The organism is Bacteroides sp., assembly GCF_028690125.1.
Lineage (GTDB): Bacteria > Bacteroidota > Bacteroidia > Bacteroidales > Bacteroidaceae > Bacteroides.
Map to the genome: position 1 here is coordinate 132,318 of NZ_JAQVBV010000003.1, position 24,373 is coordinate 156,690.

Annotated in this window: 14 protein-coding genes; 1 reads left to right on the forward strand and 13 read right to left on the reverse strand. The window is 39.4% G+C overall.

Going from position 1 to position 24,373, the window contains the following annotated elements; genetic code table 11:
• Positions 1-99: 99 nt before the first annotated feature.
• Positions 100-2,523, reverse strand: coding sequence for a type I DNA topoisomerase (gene topA / locus PHO71_RS03365; RefSeq protein ID WP_300198904.1), 2,424 nt, complete (start codon positions 2,521-2,523; stop codon positions 100-102).
• A 255-nt stretch (positions 2,524-2,778) separates the two neighbouring features.
• Here topA and PHO71_RS03370 point away from each other — a divergent pair, with 255 nt between their 5' ends.
• The gene (locus tag PHO71_RS03370) at positions 2,779-6,699 is read left to right on the forward strand and encodes a hybrid sensor histidine kinase/response regulator transcription factor (protein WP_300198907.1); all 3,921 of its coding nucleotides are present in this window, start codon (positions 2,779-2,781) and stop codon (positions 6,697-6,699) included.
• Positions 6,700-6,815: 116 nt separating this feature from the next.
• Here the strand turns inward: PHO71_RS03370 and PHO71_RS03375 are convergent, their stop codons facing one another.
• The 12 genes from PHO71_RS03375 to PHO71_RS03430 all read right to left on the reverse strand — a co-directional run bounded on the left by PHO71_RS03375 (position 6,816) and on the right by PHO71_RS03430 (position 24,336).
• Positions 6,816-7,856, reverse strand: coding sequence for a glycosyl hydrolase family 18 protein (locus tag PHO71_RS03375; RefSeq protein WP_300198909.1), 1,041 nt, complete (start codon positions 7,854-7,856; stop codon positions 6,816-6,818).
• A 17-nt stretch (positions 7,857-7,873) separates the two neighbouring features.
• Positions 7,874-8,569: a hypothetical protein gene (locus tag PHO71_RS03380; RefSeq protein ID WP_300198912.1), complete on the reverse strand. Its 696-nt coding sequence runs from the start codon at positions 8,567-8,569 to the stop codon at positions 7,874-7,876.
• Between the two features lie 159 nt (positions 8,570-8,728).
• Positions 8,729-9,850 (reverse strand): DUF4971 domain-containing protein, encoded by a 1,122-nt coding sequence (locus PHO71_RS03385; protein ID WP_300198915.1) that lies wholly within the window; start codon positions 9,848-9,850, stop codon positions 8,729-8,731.
• Between the two features lie 82 nt (positions 9,851-9,932).
• Positions 9,933-11,408, reverse strand: coding sequence for a BACON domain-containing protein (locus PHO71_RS03390; protein ID WP_300198919.1), 1,476 nt, complete (start codon positions 11,406-11,408; stop codon positions 9,933-9,935).
• A 28-nt stretch (positions 11,409-11,436) separates the two neighbouring features.
• A complete protein-coding gene (locus tag PHO71_RS03395; RefSeq protein WP_300198922.1) occupies positions 11,437-12,921 on the reverse strand; it encodes a BACON domain-containing protein in 1,485 nt (494 codons plus the stop codon).
• 31 nt (positions 12,922-12,952) lie between these two features.
• Positions 12,953-14,677, reverse strand: coding sequence for a RagB/SusD family nutrient uptake outer membrane protein (locus tag PHO71_RS03400; RefSeq protein ID WP_300198925.1), 1,725 nt, complete (start codon positions 14,675-14,677; stop codon positions 12,953-12,955).
• 22 nt (positions 14,678-14,699) lie between these two features.
• A complete protein-coding gene (locus tag PHO71_RS03405) occupies positions 14,700-17,477 on the reverse strand; it encodes a SusC/RagA family TonB-linked outer membrane protein (RefSeq protein WP_300198928.1) in 2,778 nt (925 codons plus the stop codon).
• 26 nt (positions 17,478-17,503) lie between these two features.
• Entirely contained in the window at positions 17,504-19,258 is a 1,755-nt protein-coding gene (locus tag PHO71_RS03410; RefSeq protein WP_300198931.1) for a RagB/SusD family nutrient uptake outer membrane protein, read from the reverse strand.
• Between the two features lie 12 nt (positions 19,259-19,270).
• Positions 19,271-22,447 carry a TonB-dependent receptor gene (locus tag PHO71_RS03415; protein ID WP_300198934.1) on the reverse strand — a complete coding sequence of 1,059 codons (3,177 nt, stop codon included), beginning with the start codon at positions 22,445-22,447 and terminating at the stop codon, positions 19,271-19,273.
• 333 nt (positions 22,448-22,780) lie between these two features.
• Positions 22,781-22,939, reverse strand: coding sequence for an AraC family transcriptional regulator (locus PHO71_RS03420; RefSeq protein WP_300198937.1), 159 nt, complete (start codon positions 22,937-22,939; stop codon positions 22,781-22,783).
• Positions 22,936-23,259 (reverse strand): hypothetical protein, encoded by a 324-nt coding sequence (locus tag PHO71_RS03425; RefSeq protein ID WP_300198940.1) that lies wholly within the window; start codon positions 23,257-23,259, stop codon positions 22,936-22,938. The genes PHO71_RS03420 and PHO71_RS03425 overlap by 4 nt, the downstream gene beginning before the upstream one ends.
• A 621-nt stretch (positions 23,260-23,880) precedes the next feature.
• Positions 23,881-24,336: a hypothetical protein gene (locus PHO71_RS03430; RefSeq protein ID WP_300198944.1), complete on the reverse strand. Its 456-nt coding sequence runs from the start codon at positions 24,334-24,336 to the stop codon at positions 23,881-23,883.
• Between the last annotated feature and the right edge of the window lie 37 nt (positions 24,337-24,373).

Sequence of the window (24,373 nt, forward strand, 5' to 3'; positions counted from 1 at the left end):
AGATTAAGAGAGAGAGAAATAACTGAATAATTAAAATAGTCCGGCAAAATAGGATTGATCCTTATCTGCCGGACTATTCATAGATATGCTGCTTAATTATTATTTCTTTTTGGTCGTAGTGGCTTTAGCTTTCGATTTTGTTTTAGCTTTTGGTTCGGATTTTGTCTTGGCTTTAGGCTCAGCCTTCGGTTTTGCCTTTGCCTTTGCAAATGCTGTGGTCTCTTTTTCGTCTTGTATTTTAATAAGCCCCATGCAGCTTTCTAAACTCAAATCTTGTGGAACAATATCTTTAGGAATTTTATAGTTATTACCTTTATAGCTAATGTAAGGTCCATAACGTCCGTTCAGGATTTCGAGTTCTGGTTCCTCTTCAAACTTCTTGATATGACGTTCCGCTTCTTTGGCACGTTTTTCCAGAATCAGCTGTTCAGCTTCTTCCAGTGTGATTTTCATCGGGTCGAGTGTTTTCGGAAGAGATACATATGCCTTATTATGCTGTACATAAGGACCGAAACGACCTATACCAACAGTCACTGTGAGTCCTTCGTACTCACCTAAAGTTCGTGGCAATTTAAATAATTCCAGAGCTTCCTCCAGGGTAATTGTTTCTATCGACTGTCCTTTCTTCATAGAAGCGAAACGAGGTTTTTCTTCATCATCGACTGTTCCTATTTGTACCACAGGACCAAAACGACCAATTTTTACAGAGACTGTTTTACCTGTTCCCGGTTCTTCTCCTAAAATACGTTCTCCTACTTTATGTTCTGTTTTGATAGACAATGTCTTTTCTACTGAAGGATGAAATTGCTCATAGAAATTCTTCATGATAGAAGTCCATTGTACACTTCCTTCAGCTATCCCATCAAATTCCTTTTCTACGCTGGCAGTAAAGTTATAATCCAGAATATCAGGGAAATACTCGGTAAGAAAATCATTTACTACTGTTCCTGTATCTGTTGGGAAGAGTTTGGATTTTTCCGTGCCGGTAATTTCAGTATTGGTTTCATCTTTAATCTGACTGTCTTTTAGAGTCAGTACATTAAAAATACGTTCCTCTCCATCTTTATTACCTTTCTCTACATATTCGCGTTGTTGAATGGTAGAAATCGTAGGAGCATATGTAGACGGACGTCCGATACCTAGCTCTTCCAACTTACGTACAAGACTTGCTTCGGTATAGCGAGGCGGTCGTTGTGTGAAACGTTCAGTTGCAACAATCGGCCCTTGTTCCAATTTCTGACCTTTTTTTAATGGAGGCAACAGGTGGCTTTCATCTTCTTGCTCATTATCGTCATCATAAGATTCACGATACACACGTAAAAAACCGTCGAATTTGATAACTTCGCCGGTAGCTGTGAAAAAATCGCTGCTATCGCTGATTGAAATGTTGGCTGTAGTTTTTTCAAGTTCTGCATCTGCCATTTGTGAAGCGATAGTTCGTTTCCATATTAAGTCATATAGCTTCTTCTCCTGAGAGCTTCCTTCTATGGATTGATTCTCCATATAAGTGGGACGAATTGCTTCATGAGCTTCCTGGGCACCTTTAGTTTTTGTCTCAAAATGGCGAGAATACACATAACGTTCACCCATCATTTGGATAATGGCTTCCTTACTACTCGTAGTTGCATACTCTGAGAGGTTCACAGAGTCAGTACGCATATAAGTGATAAGTCCCGATTCATATAGACGTTGTGCGACCATCATTGTCTGCGCTACGGTATAGCCTAATTTGCGTGCAGCCTCTTGTTGCAACGTAGAAGTTGTAAAAGGAGCAGGAGGTGTTTTCTTTACTGGGCGTGTACTAATGTCATCAATAGTAAATGTTGCTCCTTGGCAAGCATCGAGAAAAGCCTTTGCTTCTTTTTTGGTTTTAATGCGGCGTGCTAACTCAGCTTTCATTTCTACTAGTTTCCCGTCAGTATCCGGAACCAGAAAAACAGCCATGACACGGTAAGATGCTTCTGTCTTAAAAGCATGAATTTCACGTTCACGTTCTACAATCAGACGAACGGCTACGGATTGTACGCGTCCCGCTGATAAAGCCGGTTTTACTTTTTTCCAAAGTACAGGAGACAATTCGAAACCTACAATTCGGTCCAAAATTCTTCGTGCCTGTTGGGCATTTACAAGATTGAGATCAATATCACGTGGGTGTTCTATTGCTTTTAAAATGGCTGACTTCGTAATCTCATGGAAGACGATTCGTTTGGTGTTTTCCGGTTTTAGTTTTAAGACTTCATACAGATGCCATGCAATGGCCTCTCCCTCGCGGTCCTCATCGGATGCAAGCCATACTGTATTTGCATTTGCAGCTTCTGCTTTCAGCGTATCAACCAGAGTCTTTTTGTCTGCCGGAATTTCGTAGTGAGGATTAAAATCTTTTTCTACGTCAATACTGAATTCCTTTTTCTTCAGATCGCGTATATGTCCATAACTTGAGAGAACTTTGAAATCTTTCCCCAGAAACTTCTCAATTGTTTTAGCTTTTGCCGGAGACTCGACTATGACAAGGTTTTTTTGCATAATTATATCTTTTATAATAGCTTGTACTATAACATTCGGTGGCAAAAGTAAAAAAAAAGATTTTCCTTACCTTATATTATAAGGAGAAACTATTATTTTTTTAGAAAAAAGAGGTTTGTTATGAAAGAAAGTTGTTGGTTTGAGAAAGAAAAATGGAAAATTTCAATGATTTAGGGATAGATTTTAATATAATACATTTTTCTTTAAAGAGAATTCTTTATATTTACGTCTCGAATATAATATTATTGTTTCCTTATGGTTAAGATACTATTTAAAATTTATGCTCTGTATTTATTGTTTGCCGGTTACACGCAAATTGTTGAAGCTCAGTCTACTCCTTATTACTATAAACAGCTGGGAATAAAAGAAGGACTCTCACAATCAAGAGTGCAATGCATCTTAAATGATTATAGAGGATATTTATGGATAGGCACAGAATCTGGTTTGAACTGTTACGACCGTGATCATTTGAAACAATACCTTCATCAGCCCGGAGATAGTACGACACTTATTTCTAATAATATCACTTTTATAGCGGAAGATTCAATTTGTAATCTTTGGGTGGGAACTTCGACCGGTATTTGTTTGTATAACAGAGAAAATGATAATTTTACAACTTTTGTGAATGATGGAAATCCTGTATACGTTGCCTCTTACTTATTGGTCGAAGGAGGAATTTTATTTGGAGGTTCAGGTGCTATTTATAAGTATGTATATAGTACTAAACAACTGGAGCCCCTCTATTATGCACAGGACCCTGCTTTATATAATCCTTTCTGGGAAATGATACGTTATGATGAAGAGAATATTCTGCTTAATTCCCGTTGGCACGGAATTTATTCGTTTAACCTGAAAACCAGAGAATTTAATAAAGCCACTACATTCGATGAGAAGAATTATACGAGTATCTACTTTGATTCTCGTAAACGTTTATGGCTTAGTGCCTACGGTAATGGTTTATATTGTTATCAGAATAAAGAACTTCTCAAGCACTTTACCAAAGCCAATTCTCCATTGACGTATGATGTGATTCATGATATTACCGAAAGAGATAACCAACTTTGGGTGGCAACTGACGGTGGGGGAATTAATATGATTGATTTGGATGATTTCTCATTTTCGAACATACAGCAAACTGAGGGGGATGTTCATTCATTTCCTGCAAATACAATTTATCGCTTATATGTAGATCCGGTAGATAATATGTGGGCAGGAAGTATACGAAATGGTTTGATAGGTATTAAGAATGTATATGCCCGATCTTATGAATATGTACCTTTCGGTAACTCTTATGGTTTAAGTAATCAGACAATCAATTGTTTCTTTCAGGATAGTGATGGAATTATCTGGGTGGGTACGGACGGAGGTGGTATCAACCGTTTTGACGCAGTATCATCAACTTTTAAGCATTATCCTTTTACAAAGTATGAGAAAGTCGTTTCTATTGTGGAATATAGCCCGGACGAGTTATTATTTTCCTCTTTTAATAAAGGGCTTTTTATCTTTAATAAGCATACTGGACAATTGCGTCCTTTTATACTTGTAAATCAAGAGATGAATGCTCAGACCTGTATCAATGGTTTCTCGGTTTATATTCAGCGAATAGCGGAAAATAAAATTCTTTTTAGTGCTCAGCATATATTCATTTATGATATTTCTACCCGGAAATTTGAAATTGTTGCGACCATGGGGAAAGAATATGAGCGTAATTCTCCATCAATTATTGCAACTGTGGGGCAGAAAACTTATTTTTCAGATTTGAAAAATATTTGCGAGTATAATTCTTCCGAGGGTACTTTTAAAACACTTTATCAGGGAAAATATGAGATCAATGATGTGTGTATGGACCCGAGTGGTACTTTCTGGATAGCTACAGCCGAGGGAGTGATACATTACATCCCCCTAACAGGAAAAAGTGATTTTGTGAAAACCGGTTTATTTCGAGAAGCGACTTCCGTTGTAGCCGATAATCAAGGGCGTATTTGGATTGGTACACGGCGTCACCTATTTGTATACTCTTCCTTGACTCAGAATTTTGTTATTTTGGATGAGGTTGATGGTGTTTTGCCTAATGAATACCTTTTCAATGCTTCCCTTCTTGCAGAAAATGGAGATATTCTGATAGGAGGTACCGAAGGAATGACTTTGATAAATCCGGCAATTCATTTTGAGGCTAATGCTGTATATACTATTGAACTGTTGGATGTATTATTAAATGGTTTGCCTGTTTCATTGGCAGAAAAACAGAATGGTACGGTTGAAACGATTGAGGTTCCCTGGAATTTTTCATCCCTTCAGTTGAAGGTATTGTTGAATGAGAACGATGTATTCCGTAAGAATAGATTTCGCTTCCATATAGAGGGTTTCGAACAGGAACTTACACGGTCTAATTCCAATTCTTTAGTGATCAATTATCTTCCTATTGGAGAATATACGATAACAGCATCCTATTATACTCGTAAAGGAGAATGGGGTCCTGAACAGCAAATTCTTCATCTTATTGTTACCCCTCCTTGGTGGAAAACAGATTGGTTCTACGTAGGGTTAAGCATATGCCTTTGTTTATTGGTTTACGGAATTTTGTATTCTTTTTATCGTAAGAAGAAGATTAAACAACGTCGGGAAATCATGCGGTTGAAAAATAAGATGTATGAAGAGAAGATTAATTTCCTAACGAATATCAGCCATGAACTTCGTACGCCATTAACGCTGATTTGTGCGCCATTAAAACGCATTCTTAATCAAGAGACAAAAGAGGGTGATGTGAATAAGTTATTGGTTTCTATCTATAAGCAGGCGCATCAGATGAAAGGTATTATTGATATGGTACTGGATGTGAGAAAGCTGGAGGAGGGAAAAGAAATGTTACATATCTTGCCACATTCATTGAATGAATGGGTGTGTTCGGTAGGTGATAAGTTTACCCTTGAATTTGAGTCTAAGGGGGTTAAGATAGAATATGCGTTAGATGAAAATATTAAGGACGTTCCTTTTGACAAGAATAAATGTGAATTTGTTCTTTCCAATTTCTTGATGAATGCACTGAAATTCAGTGAATCAGGAACCACTACAACTATTATTACCAGCCTTTCTCCGGAAAAAGACTGGGTCAGAGTATCTGTGCAAGATGAAGGTATGGGATTGATTTTGGTAGATACGAATTCACTGTTTTCCAATTTTTATCAGGGATCTCATGAAAAGGGAGGTAGTGGTATCGGTTTGTCATATGCTAAAAGTCTGATAAATCATCATAAAGGAAGAGTAGGAGCATCAAATGCTTCTGGTCATGGAGCTATTTTCTATTTTGAGCTTCCGCTTTTCACCAATGCGTATGGTCATTTAGTTCCAACTTCTGCAGAAATTCCGGGGGATGTTCTTACTAAGGAAACAGATAGTATTGATTATACATTCTTACAGAAATACTCGGTGATAGTAGTGGAAGACACTGCTGATTTACGGAATTATTTAAAAGAAACCTTGAGTAATTACTTTGCACGGGTATATGTGGCTAAAGATGGAAAAGATGCTCTGGAAATTATCAAACAACGTTTGCCAGACATTATTATTAGTGATGTGATGATGCCCCGATTGAATGGATTTGAACTCTGCAGGGAAGTGAAAACTAATCTGGATATCAGTCATATACCTTTTATCTTATTGACTGCTTATCATAATCCTCAGAATATGTATACCGGATATAAAACTGGGGCGGATATATTCTTGCCAAAACCTTTCGAGATAGATAGTTTGTTGGCATTGGTCAATAATCAGCTCAAACTACGTGAACAGATACGGACAAGATATATGGATGATAAACTCTTATCTCATAAAGAGATGAGTTTTAGTAATGCAGATGAGGCTTTCCTTTTGAAATTGAATACAATTATTGAGGAAAATATGAGTAATCCGGAGTTGGATGTATCGTTCATGGCTACGAATATGTGTATCAGCCGTTCCTTATTATTCAATAAGATAAAAGCAATTACAGGAATGGGAATTATCGATTATGTCAATAAAATGCGTATTGATAAATCCGTTGTTTTATTAACCACTACTTCTATGAATATTACTGAAATTTCCGAAGTAGTAGGTTTCTCCTCTTTACGTTATTTCAGCAAGGTGTTCAAAGCTATAAAAGGCGAGATACCTTCAACCTATAGAAAACAAGATAAGTAGATTACGAATATATAAAGTGTGTTTATTCTCATTGCTATGAGTGTTTCTCTCATAACAGTGAGAATGATTAGAGAATTAGTTTACTTAATTTTCAGGCAAACAGCTATATGTTGTGTTTAGCGCGAAAGTGTAATTGTTTCGCCTACCGCTTTTATTAATTTCAGATTTTGATTGTCGTTGTGAGCATCCTGAAATAATTGCCAGATCATTACTCCCGCATATCCGTTTTCTTTTACGAAATTACATTTCTTGCGTATAGTTGGTTGTCCGTTATAATATGTCTGATCTATTGCATCCAGTTTCGCTGCTTTGTTACCGAAATGCTCTAAAATAGTATGATAGCGTATTCCGCGGACATCATCTACTATCTCTTTCAGATCTTCATCCCAGGAATATCCATAAAAAGGTAATCCACCGACAATTTTATCTTTAGATGCCATGCATACTGTATTCCAGTATTTCAGATCTTTCACAAAGTCATCATAAGAAGCATGTTGAGTAGGGGTATCTGTAAATGCTCCGCGGTCGTAACTCATAAGATTGATATAATCGAAATATTGTTGCCATTCAGTCCCATAGTTCAGCCATCGACTGTTTACGGCACAGGTCATAAGCATCTTTTCATCTTTTGCATCGTGTAAACTCTTGGCGAAGACCAAGAGTGAAGGGAAATATACATCCCACTTATCGTACTCTTCATAATCAATGTCAAATCCATCCAATTCATACTCTTTGGTGAATGCTACAATTTGCTTAACCAGCTCTTTTCTGGCTTTCGGATCATTAATGGCAGCTGTGAATTCACCTTTCCCGTTTTTGGCAAGTGAAATCAAAACCTTAACGTTATGCTTACGAGCTGTTTCACGTACTTCCCGGATTCTATCTTGGATCGATTCAATATTGAGCGTGCCATCAGCCTTTACTCTGGCGAAGCTCATATTGATATGTGTCAGATACTTCCATTCCACAGAAGCAAATTGAGTTTTAAACTCCCAATCGTCTAGTGGCAGATAACCGATGACGACCTGCTGTACTTTTTCCGGCTGAGTATCCGGAATCTCCGGAGTTGGTAAGATGTTGGCACCGGAAGACGTAGAAGTACAACTCATAAGAAAAATGTAGACTGCAATTGATAATGTTTGTAATAAACGTCTCATAATAAATGTGTATTAAGTTAATATTTATCGTATTTAATTCTTTCCAACCTGATAATTTCCCCGTTTTTATAAATAAAAATACGACTATGTTCTTGAGCTGCTTTTTCAGTATTTGGAGACAAATATTGTATGGTAGCATCTGTTTTTAATAAGAAGAGAATCTTTGCGGGTATATTCATCCCTTTTGTGTAATAGGTGGGAAGATAAACCATTTTATCAAAGGTCATAAACTTGTTTTCTATTTTGCCCCATTGAATAGGCGTCCGGTTTTGAAAGTTGCTCTTATTTATCTCATTATTGTACTTTTCGCACACATTATAATAAATCTGATAAAAGGCGGAGTACGCTTTTTGCATACCTGAATCGATTGCATACGATTCGGTCATGTTAGAAATCAGGTATTTCGCAGCCTTAAGTTTTAAATAATCATTCTTATAATATTCTAATACTTTTTGTAGCTCTGAACGATTTTCTTTGGCTGAAGACAGAACAGTTTCTATTAAAATGAATAATAAATCAATAACGGTCAGTTCCTTAATAAGTCGGTTCTCAGAGAAAAGAGTTGAGATCCCAATTAGTATTGATAGTGATACACACGTAAACAGGCTTGATTGATGGGGAATATCAAGTATTTCTTTCACTGGATTGAACAACAAGCCCACTATAATAATTCCGGTGAACAAAGACAGTATGTTTTTCCTGATTATTATCATAGATGTTTCCATCTTAGTTTCTTATGAAAACAGGATAGAGTTTAGCTCTGTGTGAGTTTTTATTTATAGAAATAGAAGAATGAAAGTCATTGGAAGAATCTCCATGCTCTCATTCCTCTAAAATTGAGAGTTCCTAAAACAATAGTTTCGACCTTAAACCTATTTATCTAATTTGGACACTTTTACATAGTCAATTTCCATAATAGCAGGTAAGTTATTATCGTCAATAGGACCTGCCCATGAACCTTCTCTGTCTCCTCCTAATCCCATATTTAAAATAAGGTAGAAAGGATTATTTTCCGTGAATGGCCATTGCTTCATTTCTGCCTCATTTTCCAGATTCTGGTTCGAGTATGAGAAAGTTTCTTCTCCATTGACATAGAAAGTCAGCTTATTTTGAGTCTTCTCTACCGTATAGATAGTCCAATCTTTAAAATCACAAGGCACTTGTGCAGTATTTATTGGATCTTTGAGATTTAAATCATACGTGTAGTGAGTATGTATGGTATGATGGATCACGGATTCTTGCTTGATGTGTTCCATAATATCAATCTCTCCACTTTGTGGCCAACCTCCATAAACAGGTGTTTTCGGCATCATCCAGATAGCTGGGAAAGCACCATTCGGGTAGCTGGTAAGCCGGGCTTTTACTTCCACTTTTCCGAAGGCAAAATCAAACTTACCTTGCGTTTCGATACCGCCGGCTTTGTATTCACCGCCTACTTTTTCTGCTTTTAATATCAATTTACCGTCTTCTACATATGCCTGGTCATAGCTTTCAGACATTTCATCATTCCAATCCGAACCTGATTTTTGGCAAAGTACCCATTTTGTTTGGTCCGGATGACCGTTTACATTGAAATCATCAAAGAAGAGTACATCACTGTCCTGTTCTTTAAATTTAGTTAGGATGATGGTATAGGTTGTCGTTTTATGATCTTCAGTCGTCACGGTTACCGTTTGTTCTTTGTTCCACTTACCAACAAATGTTGCTGGGTCCGGTGAGATGGTTGCTCCGTCATTCATCAATGTATATTCTACACCTGAAATGACATTGGCATTCTCAATAACTCCAATTTCTACTTTGTGAGTCGTTTGGTCAATCTTCCCATGATAATAGGATATATTATCAGCCTGCGCACCCTTTACTGCTACTGCAAAGGTTGTTAGCGGATATCTCTTCTGTGAGGTGATATCATTAGTCTCATCATCTGAGCAGGCAATGCTGGAGATGCCCATAAGTGTCATGCTCAGTAATAGTAATATTTTTCTTTTCATCATACTCTTTTCTTTTAATTGATTAATGAGTTTATTAGAAGCGATTGCCCGATTGGGGGCTCAGGCAATCACTCTTATTGGAGAATTAATCTCCCCATACTAATGGGGCGATATATTCCCACTTAGTAAATCCAACACTGCCTTTAGATGCTGACATCTCAAAAGAAGTACCTGCTTTTGTTCTTTCGAATGGAATTTTATAAGTGTCACTCGTACCATTACTGTCAATTACGCCATCGCTGGTAGCCTTGGCTATTACTACATTATTTAATATCCATTCGGAGTAAATCCAAGATTTTGTTGGATCTGTAGTATCTACTGCTTCTCGTATTTCGAATGATAATACATTCGGTTTGCTGGTATCTACTGCATGACCACTATTTTCGTTGTATACATCACCGTTCCACGGTCTTGTACTCAATACTGTTTTTTGACCCTCAATGTGGAAACGAAGTTCTGCATTTCCTCCGTCATCTGCTTGCCCTTTCCACATGATGAAGAGGTTAAGACTTGCACTGCCGAATGGCTCAAAGTAGAAATTATAATGTCCTACTGATAAGTCGCCCGGACCGTAGTAAGCACCTGTTAATACTTGGTTCACATTATGCACTTCTGCTCTCTGTGGATTCGCTTGTTTAATCTTTATAGTTTTCACTAATGGAGTAGCACCTTCGTCAGCCTTAGTTGTCAGTAAGATAATTCCTGTACGGACACTAGTTCCTGTGTGTTCGTTTACATTGATCACAATGTCACCATTACCATTAAATGATGTCTCTTCGAAATTATACCAAACGTCATCAGCTTCGTTTTCTTTCGATACAATCCACTCTGTATTAGATTCTACGTGAATGGTAAGCTTCTGTGCTTTTTCATACATTTTGAACCATTTTCCATTCTCTGGAGTCTCTGGATTTAATACTACACCGTCTTGAACGCATTTTACTTCTTGGGCAACTACACCATGTCGGTCGTATATTGTTACTATACCTGTACGTTGTTCACCTGTATTAGGAGTTGCTTCTACAGTGATTTGTCCATCCAGCTCACCGGATGCACCCAATTTAATAGATAACCATACATCTCCTTCTGTAACCTTGGCCGTCCACTTCTGGTTGCTAAGTACGTCAAATGTTTCATCATCTCCCTCTTGGTTGATCATATCAACGTTCTCTACATTCAAATAGGCAGTACCTTTTTGTGTCAGAACGAATGTTTTACCTATCCAGTAGTCACTCTTGATGTTGATCGTATCTATACGATCGTCCAATGAAGTGTTTTCTTTGCAGGTGATAGTCACCGTGGAGGTTTTGTCACTAGCCTCACCCTTACTGGGTGAGATAGTGTACCAATCATATTTTCCGAATACTTCCCATGGATCAGTCGATTTGACCTGGAAAGAGAAAGGCTCCGGATTTTTCGCCTCAACCAAGTAAGAATCTTCTGCTCTGTAGCGCAGATCTACCCATTTCGCGGCTTCGTCGTCATTGCATCCCGAGAATGCTGTGAGAACGGAAACGCCGATGAAGCTATTGTATATTAGTTGTTTTAAATTGAATTTCATACTCTATATTTATTTAGAGGTTATTTTATTACTCAATTGGTTCCCAAGTCATAGAATTTACATGCATACTTGAGTCTTCAGCACCTGCCTGTAATCTATAATATATTGTTTGGGGATAATATTTGTCATCTCCCGTAGCATAAACATCTTGAATGTTATTGTCTAATATAGCAACTTCTTTACCATTAAATAACAATCTGATGACAAGATAATTGTGATCTTCCGGTTTGTAAGTTACTTCAGCTATAATCTGACGGATGGCATTACATTCTTCCGATGTCATAGTGAAGAGTTTCTGTTGCCAGAAATAACCACCGCCACATGTGAAATTGCTCTCTCCGTTTGGTTTTAGGTGTAAATGGAAGTTGGTATCTCCTCTATCAGGCCAGTAATTTAGTTCAATCCAACTGTTTCCGGTTAAATTGAGGGATTCCAGATCAATTGTCAAACGTCCTTTTTTACTTGTAAAGTTGGAAACAATCTGAGATGTTCCGGTTCCGCTAAGAATAATTGAGCCATTTTCTTGAACTTGAGCCGCAGTACCTCCTCCGTTCCACCAGAAGGATTTACCCTGTTGTTCCACGTCGAAAGTAATTCCATCGAATCCATCGATTACTTCTTTTGTTTTGATTAAGACTTGACCTTTGCGTGATGCAAACAAAGGATTGTAACTGGTAGTAGTCAGTTTTAGTTCAGAATCACTGATAGCTTCTGCTTGTAACCAGCTCTGATATTCTTTCGGAACTTCTACTTTCCATTCTTTATTGGCACTCATCTTTATAATAGTTTCAGATGGTCCGGCACCGGCTATTGCCATTGTTGTGTTAGACGGATCTTCTTCCTGTACAATGGTAATACCATTCTGTGTAATAGTGAAAGAATATGTTTCAAACTCAGTTCTTACAGTAATGGTACCTTCACGGCGTGCGCCTGCATTTGCAGGTATCTTAACAGTGATGATTTCTTCCTGACCATTTTCATTTCCATTACCCGACTTCTTGTCAATATCGCCTACATAAGAGATAGAAGGAATGATTTCCCACGGCTTGTTAGAAATGATAGAGAATTGGATCTCTTCACCTTCTGTTGCAACTAGTTCTCCGTAAGGAACGACAACAAGGTTCTCTTTTGATACTTGTTCAATAGTAATCACTTTTGCATTTGAAATCCCTTCTGCCTTGATAGTCAGTTTAGCAGTGCGTTTTTCTTTACCTGTGTTGCTTTCCATTGCTACCACAATCTCCGAAACCAGTGAACTGCTTGCACTCATTGAAGGAGTTGGCACGCACCATTGTGCATCACTCTCAATGGTCCAAGGAGTATTGGAACTAATGTTGAAAACGACATTACTTGGAGATGTAGCCAACGCAGTATAAGAGTCCAAAGCGTCAATTTGAATATTGAGCGGACCTTCCGGCTGAGAGTCGATATTGTACTCCTGGCATGCTACGAAACTGAATGTGCACAGAGCAAGAATCAGTTGCATTAATGTATTGTTATATAACTTTTTCATATACTTTTTTAATATTAGATTAGACAATTAATTACCATCCTGTGTTTTGAGGATTTAAGTTAGCATTCTTGTATAGTTCACTTTGAGGAATCGGATACAGATACATGGCATCTCTCCAATTACGAGTTTCGTAAAGGTTCTTGTAGAAATTAAGAGTACCGTCAGGTTGTTTCTCGATTTTTACTCCGTAAAGTTCACGCTGGGTCGAATCAGCAATTCTCCATCTACGTACATCCCAGAAGCGGTGGTCCTCAAAAGCAAACTCTACGCGCCATTCATTGTACAAGCGTTCCAGAAAAGCCTCTTTTCCCGAAGAGGGGATTACCGGCATATTAGCATTCTTTCTTACTTCATTGATAGCCCACAATGCAGAATATTTATAAGTTTCATCTGTATAATTCACATCGTTGAAAGCATTTACCATAGACTCCGCATAAGTAAGCAATGTTTCTGCGTAACGGTAAATCACCCAATGATGTTTATTTGAAGATTCCTCTCCGTCGGTGAAAACAGTTCCCTCCTGAATGTATTTGCGCAGGAAGTAACCCGTTGGAGAACCTCCATTCGATACAGTTCCGTCATCGGTACCACCTTTAAAAGTTTCTATCGTTTTTTTCTGGAATTCCATACCATTGGCTAAAACAGCACGGTAGAAACGTTTATCGCGATTTTCGTAAGGCGACTGTGGGTTAAATGCCGGATCTTGAGAAACCCATCCTGTGTTTTCCAAGGTCACTTTGTAACCATTGACTGTTTCGAATGCGTCCACAAGGTTCTGAGACGGGAAGTTACTATAAGGAATCTGACTTGAGTTACGCTTGCCTGCCGTGAGGCGAATAGGAAAGTTGAATAGCTCGAAGATTGTGTTATTATCGTTGATTCTCATTAGTACAGTCTCTTTGGATTCGAGATTGTTGGCACTCTCTTTGGTGTCCAGAGAGTATAACCCTGTGTTGATAATATCTAATGCTGTTTTTGCTGACTTTTTCCATAAATCAGTGTTCATGGAAGGATTGTGTAACTTACTTGCAGCATATAAAAGTGCTTTCGACTTTACTGCCATGGCAAATCCTTTGGTGACTCTACCAATTTCCGCATTCGGTTCGTTCACATAACTTTCCGGAAGGTGATTATCGGCAATAGCCTCATCACATTCGCCGACAATGAAATCAATTACATTGTTGAACGATGTCTTACCAATAGTATTAGCCTCTTCTTCCGTCAGTACTTCTAATGGCATAGCGATGTCACCATATCGGCGTGCCAGTTCAAAGAAGTAGTGTGCCCGTAGCACTCTGGCTTCATAAGGGAAATATTTTAATTGTTTCATCCAATTTGTATATTGCCCATTATGTTCATAGCGTGTGAAGTCTACTTGAGCAATTTCTGCAATAAAACTATTGGCTGCACGTATACCTTCGTAAAGTGACCAAGAATCATCAAAAGTCTTGATGGCAGACCAGTTTCCGTTATTTGCATTTTGGATATTGGAAGCTACTGCTCCAAATTCGCCGTCATCGCTCGCACAATCACGCATGGCAAATTCGTCCGGAGTAATCATACCGGATGTTGCAAACCCTTTATATCCTTGCGGCATGAATGAGTATACATACGTAAGCATTGATTTGCTCGTATCAAAATACTTGTACATGTCCTCTTTTGTCTTCAAGTTGTTCGTCTCGTCAAAATCGAGGTAATTGCAGGAGGCAAGGACCAGCGAAGACAAAAGGGTTAAGATTATGTATTTAGTTCTCATAATATTCATTTGTTACTTTGAATTAAAAATTAAGTTTGACACCTGCCCAATAGCTTCTTGTCGATGGATATGCAATACCGAGTTGTTCAGGATCAGTGAAATGTAGGTTGTCCAATGAGAACAGATTGGTTCCCTGTACAAATACTTTCAGATCAGCAAAGCGAGTCTGTGATTTTGGGAAAGTATAAGATACCAGCAAGTTACGCAGTTTCAGGAATGAACCGTCCCGATACCACAATGAGCTGGCGCGATAGTTGTTCAGGTTTTCCTGAGTAGTCAGCCTTGGCATAGTTGCGTTGGCTTTGTTCTCCGGAGTCCAATAGACTTCTTCGTTTAAGAAGGTATTCGAGATATTTCCATTGTTCACAAGCGGCTGATACAATGGACTGTTTAGCAAAGAGACTGTAATGCCGGTCATTCCTTGGAAATCTGCGGAAAGCTCGAATCTCTTGTAAGCGAGGTTCAGGTTAAATCCGAAGTAGAAGCGCGGGATGGACGAACCGAACATTTTGACAACATCTTTTTCGTCAATGCGGTTATCTCCATTTTGGTCTTTGTATTTCACATCACCCGGAGCTACGTTCGAGAAGGTTTGCTGAGGGCTATTGTTGATTTCCTGTTGGCTATTGAAGAAGCCGATAGCTTCCAGACCATACATCTGTCCCACACGATTACCTTTGGTATACAAGTAATTGTATTCCTGATATGCCTGATTTACATTGACTACCTCTGAATTCAGGTATGACATACTGGCTCCTATATCATAATGAAGTTCACCAATTTTATCATTCCAGTTCAGAGAAGCATCCAGTCCTTTGTATTTATAGATTCCTTCATTCACCTGTCCCACTGTGATACCGATGATACCGGAAGTTGAATTGGCACCTGATACAAGCATATCCGAACGCTCTTCGTAGAAACCTTCTACAGTTGCACTTAAGCGATTATCAAAAGCAGCAACGTCAAAACCGAAAGTTGCTTTCGTCGATTTCTCTGCTACTAAGCCAATAACCGGCAGGTCACCCTCGCTACCACCACCTAAAGCACCGGCATTTACTCCGAAGTTATAGCCATTATTACCAATGTAAGATTGGCGCCACAATTCATGACTTAAATTACCATCCCAACCGGATAAACCGTAAGAAGCACGAATCTTGAGGAGATTGATTGGGGTTATCTTTTCCATAAATGCTTCGTTGGATACGATCCATGCAGCGGATACTGCCGGATAATTTGCAAATTTATCTCCATCCGGTAAGTAAGCGGAACCCGAATGATTGATTACTGCATTAACGCTGTAACGGTTATCATAGGTATACGTTGCGTTCAGTATTATGGATTGATTCTTCCGCGATCTGTTTCTGCCATTTTCCACGGTAGATTGCATATCGTAGATCAATGCTCCACCTACTTGGTGCTTTCCAAAATCACGGTTATAATCTACTTTAGCCTGAAAATTGCTGCGCATAATCAGTCTCTCGAAAGGTTGGCTGTGTCCCAATGTTTCAGAGTCTGTTCCCCAGATAGTGGGAGTGGTTATCAAAGTACCATCGCCGGCTATACTTGCCGAGCTATTCATGTAGCGATAGCTTTTGTTGGTAGTTTCGTACATTCCTCCCATATTGTCAAAAGAAACAGCCACTTCGGCTCCCAGTCCTTTGGTCAGTACATCTAAATCTTGGCGTAAGCTTAAATTGGCAAGCAATGTGCCGTACATATTTCTGATATGACCGTAGTTCTTCAATAAAGCTACCGGGTTGTTGGCTCCATATACAGAGCTGCCTCCGTAAATACCATTTTCATAACGAATGGGGAATGCAGCCGATGGTGTATTGTAGATATTGCGGAAAATAGCATCCCGTCCATAGCGAGTACCTCTGAATTCCTGTAACTTTCCTACCAGACCTATCTTCATATGTGTACTTTCAGTAATATCCGCATCAATATTGGTGCGTAAAGTAAGGCGTGTGTCTGTCGGAGTCGTATCGTAACGCGTATCTTCCGTATTCTTTTTCAGCATAGAACGGTCACGGTAATAATCAATCACTGTGAAGTAACGGAATTTTTCACCACCTCCGTTGAAAGACATTTTCAGATTGTGCGTAAAACCGGATTTATTCATCGTCTGATCCCACCAATCTACATTTGGAAAGTCATATGGGTAGATTCCTGTGCGGAAAGCATCCAATTCTTGCGAATTATAACGTGTACCCAGACCGTCACTCTTAAAGGCTGTATTGAAACTATTTGCATAAGTGTAAGCATCAGCAAATTCCGGTGAACGGAATTGGGTATTGACACCGAAATTATAATCTACATTCACTTTCAGTCCACTTTTAGCACCGCGTTTAGTAGTGATAAGTACTACTCCATTTGCGCCACGTATACCGTATAGTGCTGCTGCGGCGGCATCTTTCAGGACATAGCACGATTCAATTTCCATAGAAGTAACTTCTGTGATATCACGTGGAAATCCGTCAATCAGTATCAGAGGAGTATTTCCATGCAGAGAAAAAGAGGAAACGTTGTCAGTTGATGCGCCTTTGCCTTGGTATACATTCAGACCTGCAATTTTTCCATACAATGCTTTACTTACATCTACATACGGAGACTTTTCAAATGCAGAAGCATTGACCCCGTTGATAGAATAACTGCTTGTCTGAGAAGATACGTTCATCTGGTATCCGACGCTCAGTGTATCAGCAAGCTGTGTTTCCGAAACAGCTTTCGATGTCTGTGCGTTCAGCGAAACCGAACCTCCCAGAAGCAGGGTCATTAATATATAATTTAATTTATTCATTGTTCGATTGATATTAGTTAAGATATTTACCAACCCGGATTTTGGGTCATTCCATATTTCTTGTTGATTTCATTCTGAGGAATCGGAGTCAGATACCATTTAGTATCCCAATTCGCAGCCCAGAAACGTTCGCCCAACTCAACTTTCTCAAAAGTGAATGAAGTAGGATTGTGCAGGTCATTACCTCTACTTCTCAGACCATACAACTTTTTCTTGAAATCACTTTGGCGGTCTCTGCGTACGAGGTCGAACCAACGTACTTCTTCAAATCCTAATTCCAGTGCTCTTTCTCTCAAGACTGCTTCCAGAAACTTATCGTGATCCAGTCCTTTTAGTTCAGAGAGTCCCACTCTTTTCCGTACATCATTTATCATTTTATAGGCTTCGTCGTTTGGACGTCCATTCACTTCATTCAGTACTTCTGCATATCCCAACATGATTTCCGACAGGCGGGTATGTGCCCACTGTACCGGACCGTTCCGATCGCTGTTTTCCTGCAAAATGTATTTCATAATCAGGAATCCGCTACCATCTTTGTAATCTTCATGGTTGATATAAACAGGAGCAGTGGTTCCGGTACAATATTTATCTCCCGGGCAGGCTACATTTTCATACAGACGCGGGTCACGTGTCGGCACCATTTCACCGGTTGTAAAGAATGGCTGTGTAGACGGATTTGCCCAGTCAAAATTTTCCGGAAAATCAGAACCATCTTCCCAAGGGAACATATTTACATAATTCAGCGTTGGACCGGTATAGTAACGTTGGTTGATATAATCGGAATGGATACCTACATCATAACCTTTGCGTGTAGAAATCAAGATTTCCGTTCCACCACGGTTGTAATACGCCTTGCGGTAAGCCAAGCGTCTTGCCCGATGAGTGTCTTCTGTCGGTTGAATTAATTCAAATCCCCCTTTGCTTTTCACTTCTGTGAAGAAAGCTGCTCCTGCTTGTGCTGCATCTTTCCAACGTTGATCACTATAATTACCGTAGCAAGTGTACTCATCTGCTTTTGAATTCCATTTTGTATTGGAGTTGAATGTTGGACTGGCAGCCCATTGCAGAACTTTGAATTTTAAAGCCATGGCTCCCGCTTTTGTCATGCGTCCGTCATTCTGGTCATTTTGTTTCCATTCTAAATTCGCATTGATGGCATCGTCCAATAATCCCACAATTTTTTCCACTGATTGAGCGAAGGTGATACGAGGGAATTCCATCTTTTCATTTACATCCACTGCGTGATCCAACCAAGGTATACCACCTATATATCTCAACATTTCGAAGTATGAGAGTGCAATCAATACCTTTGCCTCGGCAATTCGTTGGGTTTTCTCACTTTCGGTCATGTCGGGCACTTTGTTTACATTTTCAATAAACAGCCATGCGTAGCGGATGGTAGTCCAGTCGGATTTTCCTGCATATAGATAGGCGGCACTTCTTGGAACATTATTGGCACTTAGCGCTCCATTATAATATAGTTTCATGGGACCATCACTGATATTATCACGAAAACTTTGGCACAAATCGGTGATTGATTCAAGGATATTACCTCCCAGTTTGAAATCCCCGCCGGTTGGCAGTCCATAAGGTACGCCGGTATAAGCTTTAGTCAGTACTTTTTCGGCATTTATTTTCGAAGAAAACATTTCTTCGGTGGTTGCTCCGGAACTTTCGGGTTGGTTGCCCAGGAAGTTATCCCCAAAGCTGATTTCAGCACAAGAGGATGCAATCAGCATACAACCAAACGCAATTCCGAGTCCTTTTATTATGCTATTCATAAATTGTCTTTTTTAGAAGTTAAGATTTAAACCGAAGCTATAAGTTTTGATGAGCGGATAATCTCCGAATCGGTCGGGATTACTTTCCGGATCAAGATACTTAAGCGGTGAGAAGGTCAGTAAATTGTAACCGCTGAAATTCAGACCGAGTGAACTGACTCCTAATTTCTTCAGGAATTTCTTTCCGGTTATGGTATATCCGAAGTTCAAACTCTTTAAACGGAGGTAAGAAGCATCTACCAACCATAAAGTTGAGGGTTCGGAGTTCCAGCTTTCCGATTCTTCTGATGGACGCGGATAAACAGCTCCCTGTTGATTCTCGGGAGTCCAGCACCCGTCATAGAAATAGGTTAGCAAACCACGTTTTCCGGCATTGGTGTACGGAATCCGGTACTCAATATCATACATACGGCTGACGTTTGTTGAGCCTACCCATTGCATGGATAGACTAAATCCTTTCCAGTCGAATCCCATATTCATACCAAATGTATATTCCGGACGGTTAGCATAACCCGCTACACTTTTATCATTTCCGTCTACGATTTCGTCTCCATTGAGGTCGGCATACATCGCATCACCCGGATAAACCTTCTGGTAAGGCTGGGGAAGTTTTGGGTTTAGTTTTAGTTCTCCATTTGCTCCTTCGATGAAATCGCTGTACTGATAGAGTCTCAGGTATTTATACACGTCAGTCTGACGTCCCGTTGAACCGCCCGTTTGATTCATGTAACTGAACTGCTTGGGAACTTCATCCATATTAATGATCTTGTTGCGCGCGAATGATACGTTTGCATTAGCAAAATAGCTGAAGTCTTTTCCGATTCTATCATTCCAACCAACGGAAATTTCATAACCATGATTGTTTACCTGACCAATATTCAGATTAGGTAAAGACATTGCAATAATGCCGGGAGTCGATAATGGAGAAATCAGGATACCTGTACGGTGTTCTCTAAAGTAATCGAACGTAGCAGATAAACGGCTGTCTAAGAGCTTGATATCGATACCGTAGTTCTGCTTATCGGCTGTTTCCCAGGTCACTGCCGGGTTCCCGATAGAAGAAATACCGGCAGCAGTTTGATTATAGGAGTTATCTATACCGAAGCTGTAACCACCTGAATCTCCCCATACGGCAGGCATATACATAAAGCGGGAATCTACCCCTTTATCGTTACCGACACGTCCCCAGGAAGCTCTGATTTTTAAGTAATCGATTACCTTTTGGTTTTCCATAAATTTCTCGGCGGTTGGTATCCAGCCTGCAGAGAATGATGGGAAAACACCAAAACGAGTACTACCCGGAGCGAAGTTTTCCGAACCGTTGTAGCCAACATTTACGTCGAGCAAATATTTGCTTTGATAAGCATAAGTGGCACGTCCTACCAATCCTACATAACTACGTGGAATATATACGAAAGTTTTCGGGTAATAACTGCGTGACTGATTGTATAGGAATAGGCCGGATACTCTGTGATCGCCGAATGTACGGTCGTAGTTGATACGCCCTTCCAGATACCAATTCTGTCCACGTCCATTATTTTCTGAATAGTTCAGCGGAGTATCGCTTCCATTGGGCACATAGATATATGTCTTGTCATAATCCGGATCAGTCTGTGCCATAGAGCCATTTGTGTCAAAATAAGATTTGTAGTATACGGTTTGTGATTCAATGGCACCTCCGGTACGTATTTTTTCCAATTTAAAATTATTGTCATAAGCTCCTTTTACAGATACGCTCAAGCCCGGAGTCACAAAATCCAGTTTCTGTGTGATGTCCAAGTCCAGATTTAAATTCGTATCGTAATTCTGATTGTAACCTTGTCCATAGAACACGAACATACCGTCGCGCATTACTTCTCCCAGAGGAACCATGTCTTTAGGAACTAATGTACGTACTCCGTTGATAAAACCCGGTCCTGCGAACGGATGTGACCAGATCTGTGCGATGACCCAAGGATTCTGGTCTTCTCCGGAACCGGAGACAACACTGCGTGGTTCTTGTATCTTACCTAAAATACCACTAATACCAAGTTTCATTAGCGTAGTCTTGGTCAGGTTGGCATCGATATTAGCACGATAATTGTATCGGTTGTAACGGTAGTTGTTATCATACATCTGTCCCGGAAGTTCCTTTAAAAGTCCGTTCTGATAAGTATAGCCGACTGAAATGTAGTATTTTACATTTTCGCTGCCACCGGAAATATTAAGGTTGTTCTGGCTTTGAAGATAGAGATTATTAAAAATGTACTTCTTCCAGTCCATACTCGGATACATAATGGGGTCTGACCCCGTGCGATAGGCTTCTACTTGTTCCGGTGTGAAATAGAGTTTAGGATTAGTTACATTGTCCATATTCTGCTTTATATTCCAAAAACGGGCAAATTCGTAACTTCCGGTTTGTTCAACTAACGAAATAGGTTGTTGCAGACCCAGTTTAGTGCTGGCAGATATTTGCGTTTTGCCGGCTTTACCTCTTTTGGTAGTAACCAATACTACCCCATTAGCACCTCGTACACCGAATACGGCTGTTGAAGAAGCATCTTTCAATATAGAGATGGTTTCAACTTCGTTCGGATCGATCTGCGAAAAGTCACGTTCAATACCATCCACCAAGATCAATGGTTTAGCTTGTGAATCGTTCAGTGTACCCACACCGCGTACGTAGATTTCAGCCGCATCCTTACCCGGTTGTCCGGTAGTCTGTATGGACGATACTCCGGGCAATGCTCCGGCGAGGACATTGGTGATGCTGATTGCCGGTGATTTGATCAACTCTTTGTTGTCAATGGAAGATACGGCACTGGTAAGCATTTTCTTGTCCTGGTTACCATAAGCGATAGCTACGATTTCCACTTCTCCAAGAATTTGCGAGTCTTCCTTTAAAGTTACGTTGATGGTTTCCTTGCTTCCGACTACTATCTCCTGAGATGTATATCCCATAAAAGAGAAGACCAATACGGATTCTTTGCTTGGAGCGACGATCGAGTAGTTACCGTCAAAGTCTGTGATTGTCCCGATGGTGGTGCCCTTTACGGTCACGTTTGCTCCGGGAATGGCTTCTTTAAGTGCTTCGTCCATTACTTTACCTTTAATAGTAATTCCTTCCGGCGGAAGTGCGTACATTATTAAAGGTATGAATGAAAGAAACGTAATAAGAAAGCAGATTCTTAATTTGAGCGCGTTTCTCATACTGTTTAATTTGTAGGTTAATAATTATATTTAGTTCTGTCAATGAATGACCTTCGTTTTATTCTAAAGATTGTGCTTCTATGTATAAAAGCCTGACATTTTTGTTCTCTTTCTTGCAAAGTTAGTTGGCATCTATATGATTGACGTGTAATATTCACTTTTTTAGGTATAAAAATAGCTATAAACGCTATCAATAGCGATTGGTGAGCATTTTCTTTAATTTTGTAGACAGGGCGTAGATGATAGAATTTGCTACCTGTAAAAACAGTTTCCCCCTCGGATAAAAGCTTATACGAGGGGGAAACGAGGAGGTAATATAGAAAATTTTATTGACTATTCCATTATGCTGTTAAAGTTCTCTTTTGCCTTTTTTAGAAATTCGGTTGATAACATACCGAATTGTTTCTGGAAACATTTTGCGAAATAGGACGAAGAACTGAACCCTATCAGATAGCCGATCTCCGTCACTCTATATTCTCCTTCTATCATCATTTGGCAAGCTCTTTTAAGCCGGGTAATTTTAATGAAGTCGTTAAGGATTGATACCGATGATACCTTTTTGGGGTAAATACAGAAGTCCGGCTCATGCCCAAATCTTGCGGCAGCGTGTTTACCGAGAATTCCGTATCTTCGATGTTACTCAAGATAATTTCAGTGCACTTATTCATAAATTCTTCATCCAGTTTATTATCAACGGTCGCATGAAGGTAGGGCAATGGGGTAGAGGCATACTCTTTTTGTTGGTTCTCTCTTCTCTTGAGCAGATTTCTCAGTTGGGCTTTCAGGAGGAAAGGTGAGAATGGTTTTTCCATTAGGTTCTAAAAAGAAAATACATAAAGCCTAATATGATTAATATCGCTTCCACAATCCCAATAGTTCTCTCAAATAAAAGTGAACCTTCTTATCCGGGAAACTGACATACCCCGCCTCATTAAGCAACATCTCCAACATCCCATTCTCATAGACCATATTCCCACAGTAATCCGTAGTCAAGGTAACAGCCCTCGTTTTATGTATTGTACGAAGCTTCGTAAAATCCGCCGCATATTCTACAGGATACTGTTACCGCGACATACTGCTGATATTCCCCCCATAACAAGGCGTATTTCCCGATATCGCTTCCTGATAATTCAGCGTCTGACTAAACAACGGTCCCGTTATACCCTTCGCCTACGAACGCACATTATACGCATACTCCGTTTTCAGTTTCGCATTTCCATTACGGCTATCCGATTTGACGGAAGAAACCGAAAGCCCCCTGTTATAATTAAACTTGTAAACGAGCGTCTCTGCTCCAATAGAGGGACAAAAAAAGAAGACTGTAACTTAACTGTGTTAGCAAAGTGAATACGATTTTGCTTTCCTGACACAGTTAAATTACAGTCTTGATATAAATAGCCTTTTAGAAAGCTTATATCAGGGTATGATAAATATTAATTGAGCTGAGACTCACTTCTTAATACTTTTCTTAAAGTTGCATTTTTATCAAAAATAAATAAATATCCATATGATATTCCCCACATATATTGTTCATATTTAAATTTGTTTGAAATATATCTTTTGTCGTAAATTTCCACATCAGCCCTTAGCATCAAATCTTCAATATTCGAAAAGAACAATATGGCAGACGCCCGTTCGATGTCCTGACCACGAAAAAGAAAAGCCAATAATGGAGAATAATAGGTATAAAAATAAGAGTAATAAGTGTGCAAATATGGATATTTCTTATTTTTTCGATAGACCTTCAGCTTTTCATATTCTTCCGGAAATTCCTCTTTAAGACAATCATATTCATACCTATCCAAATCCACAATTGAATCTGCTACTGCAACCAACTTGCCTGAAAAAAATGAATCATTTTTAATATATTGATATGCTGTCATATACATTGTTGAATCTCTTAGCCATGTATTTTGGCAAACTGCG